The sequence below is a fragment of the Cytobacillus sp. IB215316 genome (assembly GCF_033963865.1).
Lineage (GTDB): Bacteria > Bacillota > Bacilli > Bacillales > SM2101 > Nanhaiella > Nanhaiella sioensis.
On the sequence record NZ_JAXBMC010000001.1, the window covers coordinates 842,859 to 859,365 of the forward strand.

20 protein-coding genes are annotated in these 16,507 nt (G+C 33.5%); 17 read left to right on the forward strand and 3 right to left on the reverse strand.

The annotated features are described in order from the left end of the window. The first annotated feature begins 145 nt into the window (after positions 1-145). The 9 genes from SLH48_RS04055 (at position 146) to coaD (ending at position 6,592) form a co-directional block, all read left to right on the forward strand. Positions 146-1,195, forward strand: a complete 1,050-nt coding sequence (locus tag SLH48_RS04055) for a CAP domain-containing protein (protein ID WP_320257091.1) — start codon at positions 146-148, stop codon at positions 1,193-1,195. Between the two features lie 92 nt (positions 1,196-1,287). Further along, positions 1,288-1,680: a YlbD family protein gene (locus SLH48_RS04060; protein ID WP_214483217.1), complete on the forward strand. Its 393-nt coding sequence runs from the start codon at positions 1,288-1,290 to the stop codon at positions 1,678-1,680. 20 nt (positions 1,681-1,700) lie between these two features. Next, positions 1,701-1,937: a YlbE-like family protein gene (locus SLH48_RS04065; protein ID WP_320257092.1), complete on the forward strand. Its 237-nt coding sequence runs from the start codon at positions 1,701-1,703 to the stop codon at positions 1,935-1,937. Between the two features lie 89 nt (positions 1,938-2,026). Beyond that, positions 2,027-2,461, forward strand: a complete 435-nt coding sequence (locus SLH48_RS04070; protein ID WP_214483219.1) for a hypothetical protein — start codon at positions 2,027-2,029, stop codon at positions 2,459-2,461. Positions 2,462-2,789: 328 nt separating this feature from the next. Then, on the forward strand, positions 2,790-3,233 hold the full coding sequence (locus tag SLH48_RS04075) for a YlbF family regulator (RefSeq protein ID WP_214483220.1): 444 nt from the start codon (positions 2,790-2,792) through the stop codon (positions 3,231-3,233). 28 nt (positions 3,234-3,261) lie between these two features. Further along, positions 3,262-3,537 carry a YlbG family protein gene (locus SLH48_RS04080; protein WP_214483221.1) on the forward strand — a complete coding sequence of 92 codons (276 nt, stop codon included), beginning with the start codon at positions 3,262-3,264 and terminating at the stop codon, positions 3,535-3,537. 105 nt (positions 3,538-3,642) lie between these two features. Then, positions 3,643-5,076: a stalk domain-containing protein gene (locus SLH48_RS04085; RefSeq protein ID WP_320257093.1), complete on the forward strand. Its 1,434-nt coding sequence runs from the start codon at positions 3,643-3,645 to the stop codon at positions 5,074-5,076. A gap of 465 nt (positions 5,077-5,541) precedes the next feature. After that, the gene (gene rsmD, locus SLH48_RS04090; RefSeq protein WP_320257094.1) at positions 5,542-6,093 is read left to right on the forward strand and encodes a 16S rRNA (guanine(966)-N(2))-methyltransferase RsmD; all 552 of its coding nucleotides are present in this window, start codon (positions 5,542-5,544) and stop codon (positions 6,091-6,093) included. Between the two features lie 19 nt (positions 6,094-6,112). After that, on the forward strand, positions 6,113-6,592 hold the full coding sequence (gene coaD, locus SLH48_RS04095) for a pantetheine-phosphate adenylyltransferase (RefSeq protein ID WP_214483223.1): 480 nt from the start codon (positions 6,113-6,115) through the stop codon (positions 6,590-6,592). Positions 6,593-6,804: 212 nt separating this feature from the next. Here the strand turns inward: coaD and ylbJ are convergent, their stop codons facing one another. Continuing rightward, positions 6,805-8,031, reverse strand: coding sequence for a sporulation integral membrane protein YlbJ (ylbJ, locus tag SLH48_RS04100; protein WP_320257095.1), 1,227 nt, complete (start codon positions 8,029-8,031; stop codon positions 6,805-6,807). A 176-nt stretch (positions 8,032-8,207) separates the two neighbouring features. Here ylbJ and SLH48_RS04105 point away from each other — a divergent pair, with 176 nt between their 5' ends. Together SLH48_RS04105 and SLH48_RS04110 are read left to right on the forward strand one after the other, a co-directional pair. Continuing rightward, positions 8,208-9,005, forward strand: a complete 798-nt coding sequence (locus tag SLH48_RS04105; protein ID WP_214483225.1) for a patatin-like phospholipase family protein — start codon at positions 8,208-8,210, stop codon at positions 9,003-9,005. Then, a complete protein-coding gene (locus SLH48_RS04110; protein ID WP_320257096.1) occupies positions 8,995-10,008 on the forward strand; it encodes a SepM family pheromone-processing serine protease in 1,014 nt (337 codons plus the stop codon). The genes SLH48_RS04105 and SLH48_RS04110 overlap by 11 nt, the downstream gene beginning before the upstream one ends. A gap of 220 nt (positions 10,009-10,228) precedes the next feature. On the opposite strand, the gene SLH48_RS04115 is transcribed toward SLH48_RS04110, so the two are convergent. Then, entirely contained in the window at positions 10,229-11,464 is a 1,236-nt protein-coding gene (locus SLH48_RS04115) for a nucleotidyltransferase (protein WP_320257097.1), read from the reverse strand. A 269-nt stretch (positions 11,465-11,733) separates the two neighbouring features. Here SLH48_RS04115 and SLH48_RS04120 point away from each other — a divergent pair, with 269 nt between their 5' ends. The 4 genes from SLH48_RS04120 to SLH48_RS04135 all read left to right on the forward strand — a co-directional run bounded on the left by SLH48_RS04120 (position 11,734) and on the right by SLH48_RS04135 (position 14,091). Continuing rightward, positions 11,734-12,249, forward strand: coding sequence for a YceD family protein (locus SLH48_RS04120; RefSeq protein WP_214483228.1), 516 nt, complete (start codon positions 11,734-11,736; stop codon positions 12,247-12,249). Between the two features lie 66 nt (positions 12,250-12,315). Continuing rightward, entirely contained in the window at positions 12,316-12,489 is a 174-nt protein-coding gene (rpmF, locus tag SLH48_RS04125; protein ID WP_214483229.1) for a 50S ribosomal protein L32, read from the forward strand. Positions 12,490-12,580: 91 nt separating this feature from the next. Next, on the forward strand, positions 12,581-13,345 hold the full coding sequence (locus SLH48_RS04130) for an enoyl-CoA hydratase/isomerase family protein (protein WP_320257098.1): 765 nt from the start codon (positions 12,581-12,583) through the stop codon (positions 13,343-13,345). A gap of 131 nt (positions 13,346-13,476) precedes the next feature. Next, a complete protein-coding gene (locus SLH48_RS04135; protein WP_214483230.1) occupies positions 13,477-14,091 on the forward strand; it encodes an RsfA family transcriptional regulator in 615 nt (204 codons plus the stop codon). Between the two features lie 107 nt (positions 14,092-14,198). On the opposite strand, the gene SLH48_RS04140 is transcribed toward SLH48_RS04135, so the two are convergent. After that, positions 14,199-14,675: an N-acetyltransferase gene (locus tag SLH48_RS04140; RefSeq protein ID WP_214483231.1), complete on the reverse strand. Its 477-nt coding sequence runs from the start codon at positions 14,673-14,675 to the stop codon at positions 14,199-14,201. Between the two features lie 156 nt (positions 14,676-14,831). On the opposite strand from SLH48_RS04140, the gene SLH48_RS04145 reads away from it, so the two are divergent. Next, the gene (locus SLH48_RS04145; protein ID WP_320257099.1) at positions 14,832-16,169 is read left to right on the forward strand and encodes an acetyl/propionyl/methylcrotonyl-CoA carboxylase subunit alpha; all 1,338 of its coding nucleotides are present in this window, start codon (positions 14,832-14,834) and stop codon (positions 16,167-16,169) included. A 108-nt stretch (positions 16,170-16,277) separates the two neighbouring features. Further along, complete coding sequence (locus SLH48_RS04150; RefSeq protein WP_214483233.1) at positions 16,278-16,490, forward strand: biotin/lipoyl-containing protein; 213 nt, start codon at positions 16,278-16,280, stop codon at positions 16,488-16,490. Positions 16,491-16,507 lie beyond the last annotated feature (17 nt).

The window sequence follows — 16,507 nt, forward strand, 5'->3', positions numbered from 1 at the left end:
CAGAACTGATCTAATTTTGAAATAATACAACATAGTGGCGAAAACTCTCATTTGATTACATCGTCCTATAAAAATTTATTGGTCTATCTAGAAAAAAATACAATATACTTTACTAGAATTATAGAATCTGAAAGGAGGTAGATCTATGAAAAGAAAAATAGGGTTTGCAATATTTGCTAGTTATCTAATTATTGGAATCATAACTTTTATGAATGATTCACCTTCAAATGAAATCAGCAATCAAGAAGAAATCATTCAAGTTAATCAACAGTTGAATAGTAGTGTTGAAGTGGAAAAACGTGAAATTACGTTAAACGGATTAGATTCGTTTATAGGGAAACCTAGTGAAGTTATTGAAAGAGAATTTGGGAAACCAATAAGAGTTGATAAGTCCATTTATGATTACGATTGGTGGATTTATAATCAACATCCATCACAATATATTCAAATTGGCGTTGAAAACAATATAGTGACAACGATATATGCAATTGGAGAGGAATTAAACACAGAACCATTTATCATTGGACAACCTATCGATGAGATCATAAACACATTCTCTCTGGAGCAATCAATATCATTCACAGCTAATAACAATAATTATCGATTTGAACTATCAGAACAGGACTTAGAAATTCGTCCATTAGTTAAAGTAAACGATGTTTATATCCAATTATATTTTGATAGATATTCAAATAAATTATCGAGTATTAGATACATGGATGCAAATACGTTAATAAAACAAAGACCATATGAACTAGTATATAGGGGAGATCTATTATCTTCTGAGGAGCTATCGATAGAGGAATTAGCATTAGTTGAACAAGGCGTCGCAAAACAAATATTGGACCTTACAAATATAATTAGAAATCAGCATAATTTACCTGCCGTACAGTGGAATGAAGAAGCTGCCATCGTTGCACATAAACATAGTAAAGAAATGTATGATGAAAATTATTTTTCTCACACTTCTCCATTAAGTGGGGGATTACCAGAACGATTAAAAGAAGGAAATGTTTATTACTTTTCTGCTGGAGAAAATATAGCTGCAAAGTATATTGATGGGATAGCCGTTATGGTTGGCTGGCTGAATAGCAAAAGTCACAGAGAGACGTTATTAAATGAGAATTTTACAAATTTAGGAGTTGGAGTGTACAAAAAATATTATACACAAAATTTTATTGAATCGTGGGAATAGAGAAAGACCTACGATTACGGGAAAATGGGCGAACAACGGAATAGGTAAACTGATACATTATATTAGGTACTAGTGTATATGAGGTGAATAAGATGGAAAAACGAGCCCACCCTGATGTTAAGAAGTTTAAAGAATTTGTTAAACAACACCCTAAACTCATCAGTGAAGTACGCCGAGGTGAGAAGACATGGCAGGAATTTTTTGAAGACTGGTATTTATTTGGTGATGATGATGAAATGTGGGATGAATTTAAAGGAAGCAATAGTAATGACAGTAGTGAAGACAATAATGAAGCTAAACCTGAGATTTTAGGAACTTTTTTATCTTCTATAAAGAATATGGACTTAAATCAAGTTGAGCAACATTTAAATACATTTGGAGAGGCGATTACTACTCTTCAAAGCGTTTTACAACAATTTCAGCCAGAGCTAAAGCAACAGCAGGTAACGAATGACCTTACTCCTTTCTCGTTTCGAAAAGATTAAAAAAGTGAGTTGGAAAAATTATGAGACCAACAATTTATGAATATATACAATCGAACAAAGAGCTACAGCATTTTATACGAGCTCAACCGATTTGGTACCGCAAACTTTCGAGGAATCCAGAATCGATTAAAGTTTTTGAAAATGAAGCTAGATCATATTATGGAAAGACTTTTCAACATAGACTTGATTCATTTTCTAACTCTTTTCAAATGTTTTCTATGTTAGCTAATTTTTTTCAAACAGATCAAAGTAACTAATCTCCGTCTTAGTTTTTTTTTTTTGCAAAAAAATGAATGAATTTCTCTAATCATAGCTAACAATAATGTTGTAAAGGAGTGATTACAACATGAAAATGTTCACAATAATATATTTATTGTTAGCCATGTCGATTATTCAAGCATGTGGAAATGAAAAGCCTACTCCAGAAACGAATGTTACAGTAATAAGTGTACGTGATAACAGCTTAGATAAGGTAGCGATTCAGGCCACTACACAACAAATAATGCCTAAGATATCTATCACACACCTTGTGAAAGGACAAGATGTGTACGTTGAGTGTTATGTACCTAATTTTGTTTTCCAAAAGGAAAAAAAGGCAAATAAAAATGGTGAAGGACATATTGAAGTCTTTGTCAATAATAAAAAAGTGGAAACAATTTCTACAGCAGCATTTGTTATTAAAGGTTTACCTAAAGGAACACACAATATAAAAATAGATCTTGTTCATAATGATTCTACTAGCTACCAACAAACAAAAGAATTTCAAGTTACGATAAAATAATTATACAGCTTGTAAAAAATTTTTTTTTTAAAATTATGTTGTTTTGTAAGTCTTTTCGTAATTAATATATATTTTATGATTTTTTATAATCTGAAAAGATGCTCCGAACGACCTTGTTGCTAATTATATAAAATGATCACAGAGAAATTAAACTTCCTTGCATTGTCTTCGGTTAATAACAGATAGGTTGCCACGAAGCTATAGTTATATATGTGTTTATTTCTTAGTACGTGAAAATGTAATTAATTTGAAAGCAGCCTCGTAAAAAATAAAAGGAAAGATACATGTGTTATGAGAATATGTTATGATAATGAATGGAGGTGTGATCATGCTTGCAACTTTAGAAACAGTCGAAATTATTGATGGAGCTGAAGAATTATCGAAGATGATTCTTGATTCAGAAGTTTTTGAAAATTATAATGATTGTTTAAATAAATTGAAGAAGAACGAGAATGCTCAATCGTTAATTGATAAATTTGTTAATATAAAGGAACAGTACGAAGATGTTCAGCGTTTTGGAAAATATCATCCTGATTTCAAAAAGATCTCTCGAGAAGTAAGAGAGATAAAACGTGAGGTAGATTTAAACGAAATCATTTCTGAGTTTAAAAAAGCTGAAAACTCCATTCAAGTGTTATTGGATGAAATAAGCATTATCATTGGAAAGACCGTCTCTGATTCAATTAAAGTTCCTACAGGTAATCCATTCTTTGATGCTGCTTCTAGCTGTGGAGGTGGTTGTGGTGTAGGTGGGAGCTGCGGTTGTCACTAGATCAATAATCAATCGGGGGAGTATTGTAATGTTTTCCAAAAGACAAGGGATTATAGTATGGCTTTTTTCATTAAAACAAGCTAAATTATTAAGAAAGTATGGGAATGTACATTATGTATCAAAACGTTTAAAGTATGTAGTCCTGTATTGTGATATGTCTGAAGTAGACCATATGTGCAATAAATTAAATGGTCTTTCATTTGTGAAAAAGGTCGAGGTATCTCATAAGCCATTTTTGAAGATAGAATTTGAAAATTCTAAACCTGATGAAGCTAAAGAATATGACTATAAATTAGGACTATAGCCCCTCCCAACATGGAAGGGGTTATCTATATTTTATTATTAACAAAGAGTGTGATTATGATAAACTAATCATATTCTAGTTGTTTTTATGAGTTAGGAGATAGTTATGAGACGTTCATTGTATGCAATTCTTTTTCTTTTAATAACTTTAAGTTTGGCACTCATCATATTGCAATGGTTTTCTTATACTGGAAATACAGAACAAAAAGTAATGGTGGATAATAATACACAGTTAAATGAATCAATTCAGCTTGTGCGGAAAGATAACGCATTGGTTGTAACACAATCGTATAATGGTTTAGTACAACCAACGTATGAATTATCGATTCCATCAGTTATTGAGCAAGAGCAAATTTTTTGTGAAACAGAAAATGGAAAGCAATGCGAGATTATTTATAATGACAATGATATTACCTTAATGAATGGTAATGAGCAACATATCATTTTCACATATCAAATATCAATTGATAGTTCCCTACATTCTTTCTTGATGGAAAATTGGTCAATAAACCTTCACTCTCAACAATTGAAAAATACTCGTTTAGAAATTATTGAAGATCATTCACCTCGAGGGACTTGGGTGACAGGTGCCTCGCTGCAGAAATATATTTCTAAAGAGAATATTGACTTTTATGCATGGGAATATTCCTATATGGATTCACCACCAATTTTTTGGACAAACAAACAATTGGATAGTAAAGAGGTTGAAGAAATTATATATTATGTTAATGAAGGGAATCAAGTTGAAAAAATAAATGCCCCATCGCTAGCACGTGTGCCATCTTCATCTCCATTAACGATAGTAAATATTCCAGGTGAGGATTTGGTTATTACACCGTCTTTAATCATTCATGATAAAGATGATGTTAATTTTATTGAAGAAGGTTATATAGATAAGGTTTTATTTGAATCTTTTTCTTATGATGAAAATGATGAATGGATTTTACAAGTCCTGAAATCAATTCTTCTTAACAGAAGTGTTGGTGATGAATTTTCTAATAGACTTTCTGAAGAAATGTTCACTCAGCTATCTGGACAAGCTCTTGATGAATTTATTGAAATAATATTTACATATGAAAATAAGAAGCTTTCATCCGAACTATTAGATAGGTCGTTATCAGCTATTGATTTAGGTAAAACAACATTCTTTTCAGCAAACACTAATCAAAGGAATCAAACTTCTTCCCTCTATTTTGTTGATGAACGAAACTTCTTCATTAATAGTAAAGAAATTGTAAATCGACCAGTTATTTTCAGAAATGGTCAGCTCTTGTTCCCATTAGAGGATGTATTACGTCAAGCTGGGTATAAGGTTTCATTTTTTTCAGATCAAGAAACCATTTATATTGAAAAAGGGCAAGATATTTGGAGATTTTACTTAAATAAAAACTATTTTATATATAATGAAGAAGAATGGGGATTATTATCTAAACCAATGGAACAGATTGATCATTCTGTTTACATTTATGAAACGTGGCTAACTGATTTATTCGCAGTATTGGTTGAAAAGGATGAACAAACAATTGATCTTACATATTAATAACAAAGCAAGTGAGCATAATGGTCAATAATTGGCTGTTTTCATGTTGAAATATATACACGTAAACAACTTAATTTCGTGGCATCTGTTCTTCTATTGAACGATGACTGTTGAGTAAAACGACATTTTTATTTTCTAGTTTAGGAACTACAGCAACATAGTTTACGAATAAAGTCTATAAATTAAAAAAACCCTGCAGATACCTACAGGGTCCTTCTATATCATAGGGATAATTTTCGAAATATCACCCATAGATAAGAAGGCAAAGGGAGAGGAGAAACCGGAGGAAGAACTTATGGGGAAACGTAAGTCTTCTCCGCGGTTGGCAACAACATCAATAATTTGATGTTGTTACTACTAATTATGACCATTTGAAGTGACTGTATACACTTTCAAAATATTTTTTTATCATCTATAATAAATAAGGCTTAATTTATTTACAATTTTGTAAGAATGGTGATGTTAATGAGAGTAGTTTCAGGAAGCTGTAAAGGTATGCCTTTAAAGGCAGTGCCGGGTAAATCTACACGTCCAACAACAGATAAGGTAAAAGAAGCTATATTTAATATGATTGGTCCATATTTTGATGGTGGCTATGCTCTAGATTTGTTTGGAGGTAGTGGTGGCTTAGGGCTTGAGGCTTTAAGTAGGGGGATGGAACATTGCATATTTGTTGATCGGGATGCGAAGGCTATACAAACGATTAAAACAAATATTGAATATTGCAAATTTACTGATCATGTAGAAATATATCGAAATGATGCAGAACGTGCGCTAAAAGCGATTACTAAACGAAATTTACGATTTTCCAAAATCTTTTTAGACCCCCCATATAAGCATCAGAAGATCAAGAATATTATTGAATTGATAGAAAATAATCGTTTATTATATGAAGGTGGGCATATTGTCGTTGAACATTCAACAGATGTTAAGCTACCTAATACAATCGGTGGTGTTTCACAAATAAAACATGAGGTATACGGAATCACTGCCATAACGATTTATCAGTATTGCTAGAAATATGGAGGTGAAGAATATGGCGAATATTGCTGTTTGTCCTGGTAGTTTTGATCCCATTACTTATGGGCATTTAGATATTATAAAACGGGGTAGAAAGGTTTTTGACAAAATCTATGTTGTTGTTTTAAACAACTCATCCAAACAACCATTATTTACTGTAGAAGAAAGGTTGGAACTGATAGAAGAGGTTACGAAAGATTTTGATAATGTTTATGTTGATTCATTTCAAGGACTATTAGTTGACTATGCAAGAAGTAAGAATGCACAAGCGATTTTACGTGGTTTACGAGCTGTTTCAGACTTTGAGTATGAAATGCAAATAACTTCTATGAATAGAGTGCTAGAAGAAAATATTGAAACTTTTTTTATGATGACTAATAATCAATATTCCTTTTTAAGTTCGAGTATTGTAAAGGAAGTAGCCAAGTACAATGGTGATGTATCAGAGTTAGTTCCTGATGTAGTAGAAAAAGTGTTACGTCAGAAATTTAACTGATTACATATATAAAGTATAGCCTACTGAGCGAACAGATACCTTTTATTGAATAACTTGATAATGTTTGCGCTTACATAACAAACGTCCATCACTTTGATGGTCGTTTTAATTATTGTTGTTCTCCGTACTAAAACATAAGATTAGCATTCATTTGCCTTTCTTGATTAAAAGAAATTACTTGTGCTTATTTAAACAATGTTTGCAACAAAGCCTTACGAAAAGAGCCTTATTTTTTTTATATAAAGTAACACATAGCAACAAAGAGTTGTCAAGGTAATAATTGGTCCGTAAGTCCACATGATATGTAAAAAATCATAAAACATACTGAAATTAGTATTTAATGAAAAAGAAGGTATGACGTTTGGTCCGTGCTCGGGTTTTACTATCGTATTAATGTATAGAGGCTTCCAAAGTATATATGCAAAAAGCGCAGCAAAAAATCCGTGAAAGATACGAGCGACAAAAAAGGGCCTAAAGCGTATATCGGTCTCAGCTAGAATACTTGCAACTTGGGCCTGAACTGATAAGCCACTGAAAGCAAGAATAAAGCTTGTAATCACTGCTTGGTAAATCAAGCTAATATTAGGTGTTTCACTAGTTAATTGACTTCCTAATGTTATTTCAAATAAACCGGAAAATAAAGGTATTCCTAATTCTTCGGGAAGATCAAAAACCGCTAACACATATTCCAAAAGATAAGCTACCACAGCTGTTATATGGACGATAGATAGCAATTTGTTTAAAACAGAAAATAAAATAATGAAACCACCGATCATTAATAATGTATGTACTGAGGATGTGATCGCATCCCCGAGTAATTTTCCTAGTGGCCTATTATCTTGCAGCCTAGATTCATGTGCTGAACGTAGTGCCTCATGTATAATTCTTTTCCTTCTGTTATTAGAAGGCTTGCTAATGACATTTTCTTTGCCGTGAAATCTCATTATTAATCCTACACAAATATTACCTAAATAATGTGATATGGCTAGGATGATACCTAAACTGGCATTTTGAAAAAAACCAATAGCTACCGCACCAAAAATAAACAATGGATTAGAAGAGTTAGTAAATGATACTAGGCGCTCCGCTTCTATTGCAGTTAACTGATTTTCTTGGCGTAATCTTGCTGTAAATTTAGCACCTGCAGGATAACCAGATGCCATTCCCATTGCCCATACAAATCCGCCAACACCGGGTACTTTGAATAATGGTCTCATAAGAGGCTCCAATAAAAAACCGATAAATCGAACAACTCCAAACCCTATGAGCAACTCAGATATAATAAAAAAGGGAAGTAAAGACGGGAACACGACTCCCCACCAAATCTGTAACCCTCTTTGTGAAGCTTCAAATGATGCTTGTGGAAAAGAAATAAGGGCTATAGCTAGCAATAAGGCAGTTGTTGCTAATATTAATGAATTTACTTTTGTTATATTCAAGAGTATTGCCTCCCGTTTTATCTTCTTTCTATACAATGGATGTAGTAGGTGTTAGAATGAAAGAACGAATAAATCATGGTAAAAAGTTGTACAAACTTATATTTCAATATACGTGTATAGCACCTTTCTTTAGACCATAAGATTGAATATAGATCATTTTTTTGGAGGTATTTCTCATGCGAGATCCTATCATTGGTCTAGCTCTTGGTTCTGGAAGTGCAAGAGGCTTTGCCCACTTAGGGGTTATTAAAGTATTGACAGAGGAGAATATTGGAATAGACCTGATTGCTGGAAGTAGCATGGGTGCCGTTGTTGCAGCCTTTTATGGAGCTGGGCTAGACATTAATCGTCTATATAAAGTGGCTTATGCATTTAAAAGAAAATATTACTTGGATTTTACTGTTCCAAGGATGGGTTTTTTGGCAGGGAATAGAGTTAAAGAGCTCATTCGTATATTTACCCATGGGAAAATGATTGAAGACTTAGATATTCCGGTAGCTATTGTAGCAACCGATTTAATAAAGGGAGAAAAGGTAGTTTTTAGAACGGGACCAGTTGCTGATGCTGTCCGTGCGAGTATTGCAATTCCAGGAATTTTTGTGCCAGAAAAAATAAACAATCGAGTGCTAGTCGATGGAGGCGTTGTTGACCGCATACCTGTATCAGTCGTGAAAGAAATGGGTGCTGATATCGTGATTGGAGTTGATGTATCACATGTTAAAAAAAATGAAAGTATCTCATCCATTTTTGACGTGATTATGCAAAGTATAGACATCATGCAAGAAGAGCTAGTTAGCCATAGGGAAATTGCTTCTGATATAATGATTCGACCACATGTGGAACATATTAGTTCAAAAGCATTTTCCAATATAAAGGAGATTATTGAGATAGGCGAGGAGGAAACGAGAAAACAGCTCGAAAATATTATTACGGTTATTTCTACGTGGAAGGAGTCACAGCAAGGTGAAGACTAAAAGTTATATTAGATCGTTATTTATTGGTATTATACTTGCTATGCTAATTACTTTTGTACAGCTACCATTTTACATTACGAAACCTGGAACAGCACAAGAGCTTGCTCCTATTGTTCAAGTTGATGGTGGGTATGAAGAAGAAGGGTCATTAATGCTAACAACAGTTAGAATGGGAAAAGCAAATGTTGTCTCATATATTTGGGCGAAATTGAGTGAATACCAAATGATTTACCCTGAACAAGATATTCTCCAAGATAGAAGCGATGAGGAATATTCATATATTCAATTACATAATATGGAGAACTCAAAAAACAGTGCTATAACAGTTGCATATAATCAAGCAGATAAAAGTATAGAGTATAAATATAATGGATTATTTGTCTTTACGGTGCTAGATAATGTACCAGCTAAAGATTTTTTAAAAACAGCTGATCGTATTATACGAGTAGACGATAAAGATGTGAAAAGTTATGAAGACCTTACTCATTATCTATCAACAAAACAAGAGGGCGATGTAATTGAGGTTGTTGTTGAGAGGGATGGTGAGACGGTTGTTCAAGATATTGAGTTGATTACATTGGAAAATAAAGAGCAAGTAGGTTTAGGTGTACAACTTATAGAAGATGTGGAACTTAACGTAAACCCAAGCGTGGAAATTAATTCTGAGAAAATAGGTGGTCCATCTGCAGGATTAATGTTTACATTAGAAATCTATAATCAATTAGTTGAAGAAGATCTTACAAAGGGCTTTGACATCGCTGGTACTGGTCAAATTTTTAATGATGGTACTGTCGGACCTATAGGTGGGATCTCTCAAAAAATTGTAGCGGCGGATAAGGCAGGGGCCGAAATCTTTTTTGCGCCAAATCAGAACGGAGCTAGTGACTCAAACTATAATGAAGCTGTAAAAACAGCTCAAGATATTGGAACTTCAATGGAAATTGTACCTGTAGATACATTTGAAGATGCTTTATTGTATTTACAATCTTTACAGCCAGAGTAGTATTACATACTTATGCTGTTTATTAATTGCAACTGAAGGCAGATCTCTTACATTAAATGTAGAGGTTGCCTTCTTTATTTGTATAGCTGCTTTACGTCCATGTATTCATTATAGTTCGTGGCATCCTTTTATTTCATTTTCATAACGCTGAAAACCCTAGCTAATCTTCTCTAACGGTGCTAATTTAGTAATAAAAGCACCAAAGTTTATGTAAAGAGAGTTATTTAAACTTCCTAGCATCTTCATCAAACCTAATCGGTGGAGTTGAGTACTCTTGTTTAATTGCTGTTGAACATAAAGGTTCTGGTAAAATACTAGCATATACATGTGCAGCAGTAATATCTAACATGAATAGTGGGTCTTCAAAGGAAGCTGCTTTCGAAATGATAGGTAGTTGTATTTTTTTCTTTACTTCATTCAAATACTGTTGCCCTCTCGTATTCATACCTAATAAACGGATATATGGAGATTGGGTAGATAATTGTAGTAAGTCGTGCTTTTTAGTATTCGTTAATATATGTAGACATAGTCGCTGAAGTCGAGTCCAAGTATAACGCTTTGTCTTAATTTTTTCCATAAAAGTTATAAATGAAGTCGATTCTTTTATGTACTTCATAAGTCGATATTCTAACCCTTCCTCACATTCATATATTGATTCCAGCTCTGCTAGACTAGAAGTTAATAGCTTATATTTTAATAATGGAAAATAAGCTTCCCAGCTATGAAATCGATTGTACTGATTATGATAATTAATTAAGTGGTTCTTTGTAGATACAGGGATGTAGTTATCTATGTCATTTATATTACCGCTCTTTGAGAATAAAGTTTGACGAATACTGGTTGCACTAGCGATAGAAGGAGATGTAAATTCCTCATCATGATATTGAGCCCCTGTTCGGGTGATTGTTAATGGAGTTAGGCTACTGTGCTGATCATAAATTGCTTTCACATAGTGATAGCCTAGAATGTTATTTGGCTTAGATAAATCAAGCTTCACATTCGTAGTTTTTACTTCATTAAAAGCAATTGATGATGCTTTCGGATAACTATATCCTTTATCTATTGCATTCTTCACCTTTTCATTATATGTTGGTGCAGCTTGTTTCAAAAATTGGGCAGCATGTTGAAAATCTTTTATTTCTCCATGCTCACTTCCAAAACAAACTTCCTCACATAATAAAGCAGATAAAATGGAAATTGCTCCATTTGCAAACATTTCAGCATTTTGTGATGCATAGGCGTAAGGTAATTCGACAACGATATCTACACCAGCTTCTAAGGCCATCTTAGTCCTCGACCATTTAGATACTAGTGCGGGTTCACCGCGTTGCAGAAAATTTCCACTCATAACTGCTATAACACAATGAGTGCCTGTTTGCTTTTTTGTTTCTTGTAAATGAACGTAATGCCCATTATGAAATGGATTGTACTCAACGATAACACCTGCAGCCTTCACTTACACACCTCAGTTCTAGTTTAATATTGGAAAAATGTATACAACGATTTCTTTTATTATAATGTATATGAAAATGAAGTTCCATCTCTCAAATTCACAGTATTTATTAACTCAATTAAATTAATGAAAATAGAAGGGTAAGGAAGCTGCTTTCGATGAATAATAGTGTTAAAGGAACTTACTATTTAAGAATGTAGATGTAAAGAAAAAATATTGACAAATGTGTTTTACAAAGCTATAATTACCTTTGTTGCCTTGAGGTGATATAATTGAAATGGACAATTCATCAACTATACCAATTACAGAACAAGGACATAATAATTGACGAAACTGTAGATGTAAGTGACATTAAACATATTGAGAAGTCAATTCGTAATATTTCACCTGTTAAAGTTACAGGTGCAGCAGATGTAAGTCATGCTAAAGCTATTTTTCACTTAACAATTACTGGTTCAATGGTTTTACCTTGCTCGAGAACATTGGTTGATGTACAATTTCCGTTTACTATTAAAACGACGGAAACCTTTTTATTTAAACAATCTGATTTTGATAATGAAGATGAGGTTCATAATGTTGAAGGAGATGTCGTTGACATTCTTCCGATCATAAAGGAAAATATTCTTCTAGAAATTCCAATGCAGATATATTCAGAAAGTGTACAGGAAGATAAAGTATTACAATCTGGAAAAGATTGGTCTGTTATTACTGAGGAAGATGTGAAAAATCAGATAGATCCACGTTTAGCTGGATTAGCAAAATATTTTGACAAAAATAAAGAAAATTAACAAAACGAAGAACCGGCATTATCCGGCCTTCATATGATTTTAATTCTCTTTAAGGAGGTGGGAATAATGGCTGTACCTTTTAGAAGAACATCTAAAACTAAAAAAAGAAAGCGTCGTACGCATTTCAAATTACAAGCCCCTGGTATGGTAGAATGCCCAAATTGTGGTGAAATGAAGCTTGCTCACCGCGTTTGTAAAGAATGTGGTACTTATAAAGGAAAAGAAGTAGTTAGCAACTAAATGATGTTGATTACTGACGTTAAAAAACACAAAGAGTAAATTCTTTGTGTTTTTTTCTATATCATTATATAAGTGGGGGGAAGGTACAAGGGTGGAGAAATTGATTATTAATAAAGACGATAATGGCGTAGTATGGGCTACAATTAACCGTTTGGCTAAAAGAAATGCGATCGATTATGATGTTATGAATAAATTGGAAACGCTTATAAACGATGTGAGAGAGACGGTTGATATTAAAGCAATCGTCATTACTGGAGCTGGTGACAAAGCATTTTGTTCCGGAGGTGATTTAAGTGTATTTCATCAATTAAAAACAAAAAGAGAGGCATATGAAATGCTTTCAAAAATGGGTGAAATACTATACTCGCTACAGACACTTCCTAAGCCAACTGTGGCACTATTAAATGGATTTGCAATAGGAGGTGGTTGTGAACTAGCAACAGCATGTGATTTTCGTTTAGCTAAGCAAGGCAGTAAATTAGGATTTATACAAAGTAAATTAGCGATAACAACAGGTTGGGGTGGAGCAACCTTATTAAATGAAAAAATTCCATATGATAAGGCACTTCAATTGCTAATGACAGCAAAAATGATTTCAGCAGAGAAGGCTTATGAAATTGGTTTTGTTAATGAAGTGTTAGATAACCAAGACTTAGTGAAACAGTGTAAAGAATTTCTGAAACCAATACTTGAAGCAGATGTACATGTACTATCCTCATATAAACAGGTATTAATTAATAAATGGAAGGCCCATCATTTAAAGGAAAGAATGTTTGCAGAAATTGAACAATGTGCATCTTTATGGGCAAGAGATGAGCATCACCATGCAGTCGAGGCTTTTTTGAATAACAATTAAGATGTTTTTTAATGATTTATGTGTTGTATATGGATAAAACATGAATTATTTGCATTGTGATAGTTTATATATAGTCTATCTTTTCTAGTAGCAGCATATGTATTAAAAAAAAGCTACTGGGAGGTAGGGTAATGTCAACGACTCGGCAGGATGCATGGACAAACGATGAGGATTTACTGTTAGCTGAGGTTGTGTTGAGGAATATTCGTGAAGGTGGAACGCAATTGGCAGCTTTTGAGGAAGTCGGCAGACGGTTATCACGAACTGCAGCCGCCTGTGGTTTCAGGTGGAATTCGTATGTTCGTAAACAATATAAGTCTGGTATTGAGCTTGCTAAGAAACAAAGAAAGCAATTAAAAAATGGGCAAGAATCAACACTTACCACAGTTGAACATAAAGAAAATGATTTTCAGTCATCTGAACCTTTAGTTGATGATTTATCATTGAAAAAAGTAATAACTTATTTGCAAATTATCGACTCATCTCAAAATGAATACGACGAATTAGTTATAGAAAATAAACAATTAAAAAAACGTGTGGCGCATTTAGAAAACAAAATGGATAAGGTCGATGAGGAGAATCAATCGCTGTTAACTAATCTACGACAAGTTGAAGATGATTACAAAGCGTTAATAGAAATTATGGAACGTGCAAGGAAGATGGTTGTGCTGCAAGAAGAGGAAAAGCAAAGTAAAGTAAAATTCCAAATGGACAGAAATGGAAATTTAGAGAGGGTTGAAAAATAATCAATAGCACCTATGTAATTTACAAAAAATAAAAAAAGAAACAGTTAGTTTAAAAGAAACTGTTTCTTTTTTATGTCCATGTATTGAATGTGTTGAAATGGTATATATTATCGAGTCTGTTCTTTAACACCATTAGGATGCCATAATAACGGATTTTCACCAAAGTCTCTTTCTACATCATAAGTAGCAGCAGAAAACCCCATTTTAGTCCAAAACTCTGCTGATTTTACACGGGGGTTAGTTTTGATAGGTAGGTTAAAACTCTTCGCGAAATTGACTAAAGCGGTTCCAAAATTTTTCCTTTGAAATGCAGGTAATACCTCAAGTTTCCATAGCTCTAGGTATGTTTGTGGTGGGTCAAAGTATTTATCATATTTTGCATCAACTTTATATAAACTCATTCGAGCGACTAACTTACCACCGTAGTATATTCCATAAAATGGAGAATCGCTATTGTTTTCGATGATATTCGTTTGAAGATCATCAAGCATAGATAATTCTTGTAGTCCGTATTCTTTAAATTTTTTAAATTCTTCTATTGTTTTATAGTTTACGAGTAATCGTTCTATTTTATAAGTTTCCATCATAATCTTCCTCCCACATAACCTTATATTTTTATTATATAACAAAGTGACACAAAATTCTGTAGAAAATAATTAGAAAGCGTTTTCATAAATAGAAGGAATATTAAAAATTTTGTAGAAATATATACAAATAAGATTTAGAACAGGAGTGTGCAAATGAAGAAAATACTAATTGCGAACAGAGGGGAGATTGCCTCTAGGGTAATTCGAACATGTAACAATATGGGGATTGAGACAATAGCGATTTATTCTGATGCTGATAAGAATTTACCATACGTAAATGAAGCTACTAAAGCGATCCGTATCGGGGAATCGCCTGTTCAAAAATCATATATGGCTATGGATGCTATCGTAAAATTAGCGGTAGAGGAAAATGTAGATGGTATTCACCCAGGGTATGGTTTTTTATCCGAAAATGCAATGTTTGCAAAGTTAGTTAATGATAATGGTATAACTTTTATTGGCCCACAACATGACGTGATTGCCTTAATGGGAGAAAAAATCCAAGCACGAAAGGAAATGCAAAAGGCTGGAGTACCTATTGTGCCAGGGAGTCATGAGTCTGTTAGTTCAGTTGAAGAGGCATGCGTTATAGCTGACAAAATTGGATACCCGGTAATGATAAAAGCAAGTAGTGGCGGTGGCGGAGTTGGGATGCAACGTTGTAATGACGAGCAAGAATTAAAGAAGGTGGTTGTGTCAATTAAAAACCGTGCTAAAGCATATTTTGGGAATGATGAAATATTTATTGAGAAATATGTTGCCGATGCGAGGCATATTGAAATTCAAATATGTGCTGATACAGCTGGGAATATTGTTCATTTGTTTGAGAGAGATTGTTCAATTCAACGTAGAAATCAAAAGGTGATTGAGGAAACACCTTCACCGTTCCTATCAGAAGAATCGAGAAGAGCAATGATTGATTGTGCATTAAAAGTCGCTGCACATGTAGGGTATACCAATGTAGGAACAGTTGAATTTGTAGTAGATAACGATGAGAATTTCTATTTTTTAGAAATGAATACGAGGTTACAAGTTGAACATCCGATCACTGAAATGGTTACAGGGATTGATCTAGTTGAATGGCAAATAAGGTTGTCATGTGGGGAGAATATGCCATTATTACAGCATGAGATAAATAGTAACGGGCACGCGCTAGAATTTCGATTATATGCGGAAGATCCAGTTACATATTTGCCCTCGCCAGGTACTCTTAATGTATTAACTTATCCATCAACAGAGGGTGTCAGAATAGATAAAGGGTATGATGAAGGTTGCCAAGTTACCCCATTTTATGATCCGATGATCGCAAAGCTAGTCATACATGGTCTTGATCGAAATGATGTATTACATAAGGCTGAAAAATTGTTTGAAGAAATGAAAGTTGAAGGGATAAAAAACAACTTACCTTTACTTGAAAAGGTTATTCAAAATGAGATGTTTCGAGAAGGGTGTTATACTACCTCTTTTTTATCAAGGCAGTATTCACGCTGATGTTCTCTCATAGAACTTCATCTAGTTGTTTTAACTTATATCAATAGTAAAAGTTTGTGAAATGACCGCTTAATAGAAAAAAACACCTGAATTGGGAGGATATATGGTATGAAAGAAATATATGCATCGATGGCAGGTACTGTACTAAATTTATTAGTTGAGAAGGAAGAACAGATTACTAAAGGCCAACAGGTTATTATTCTAGAATCAATGAAAATGGAAATACCAATTGAGAGTTCAATAGAAGGGGCTGTAAATGAAATAAAAGTGGAAATAGGAGATTTCGTAAATGAAGGAGATGTTCTCATCGTATTAGGATAAAGGGAAGGAGAATTTAA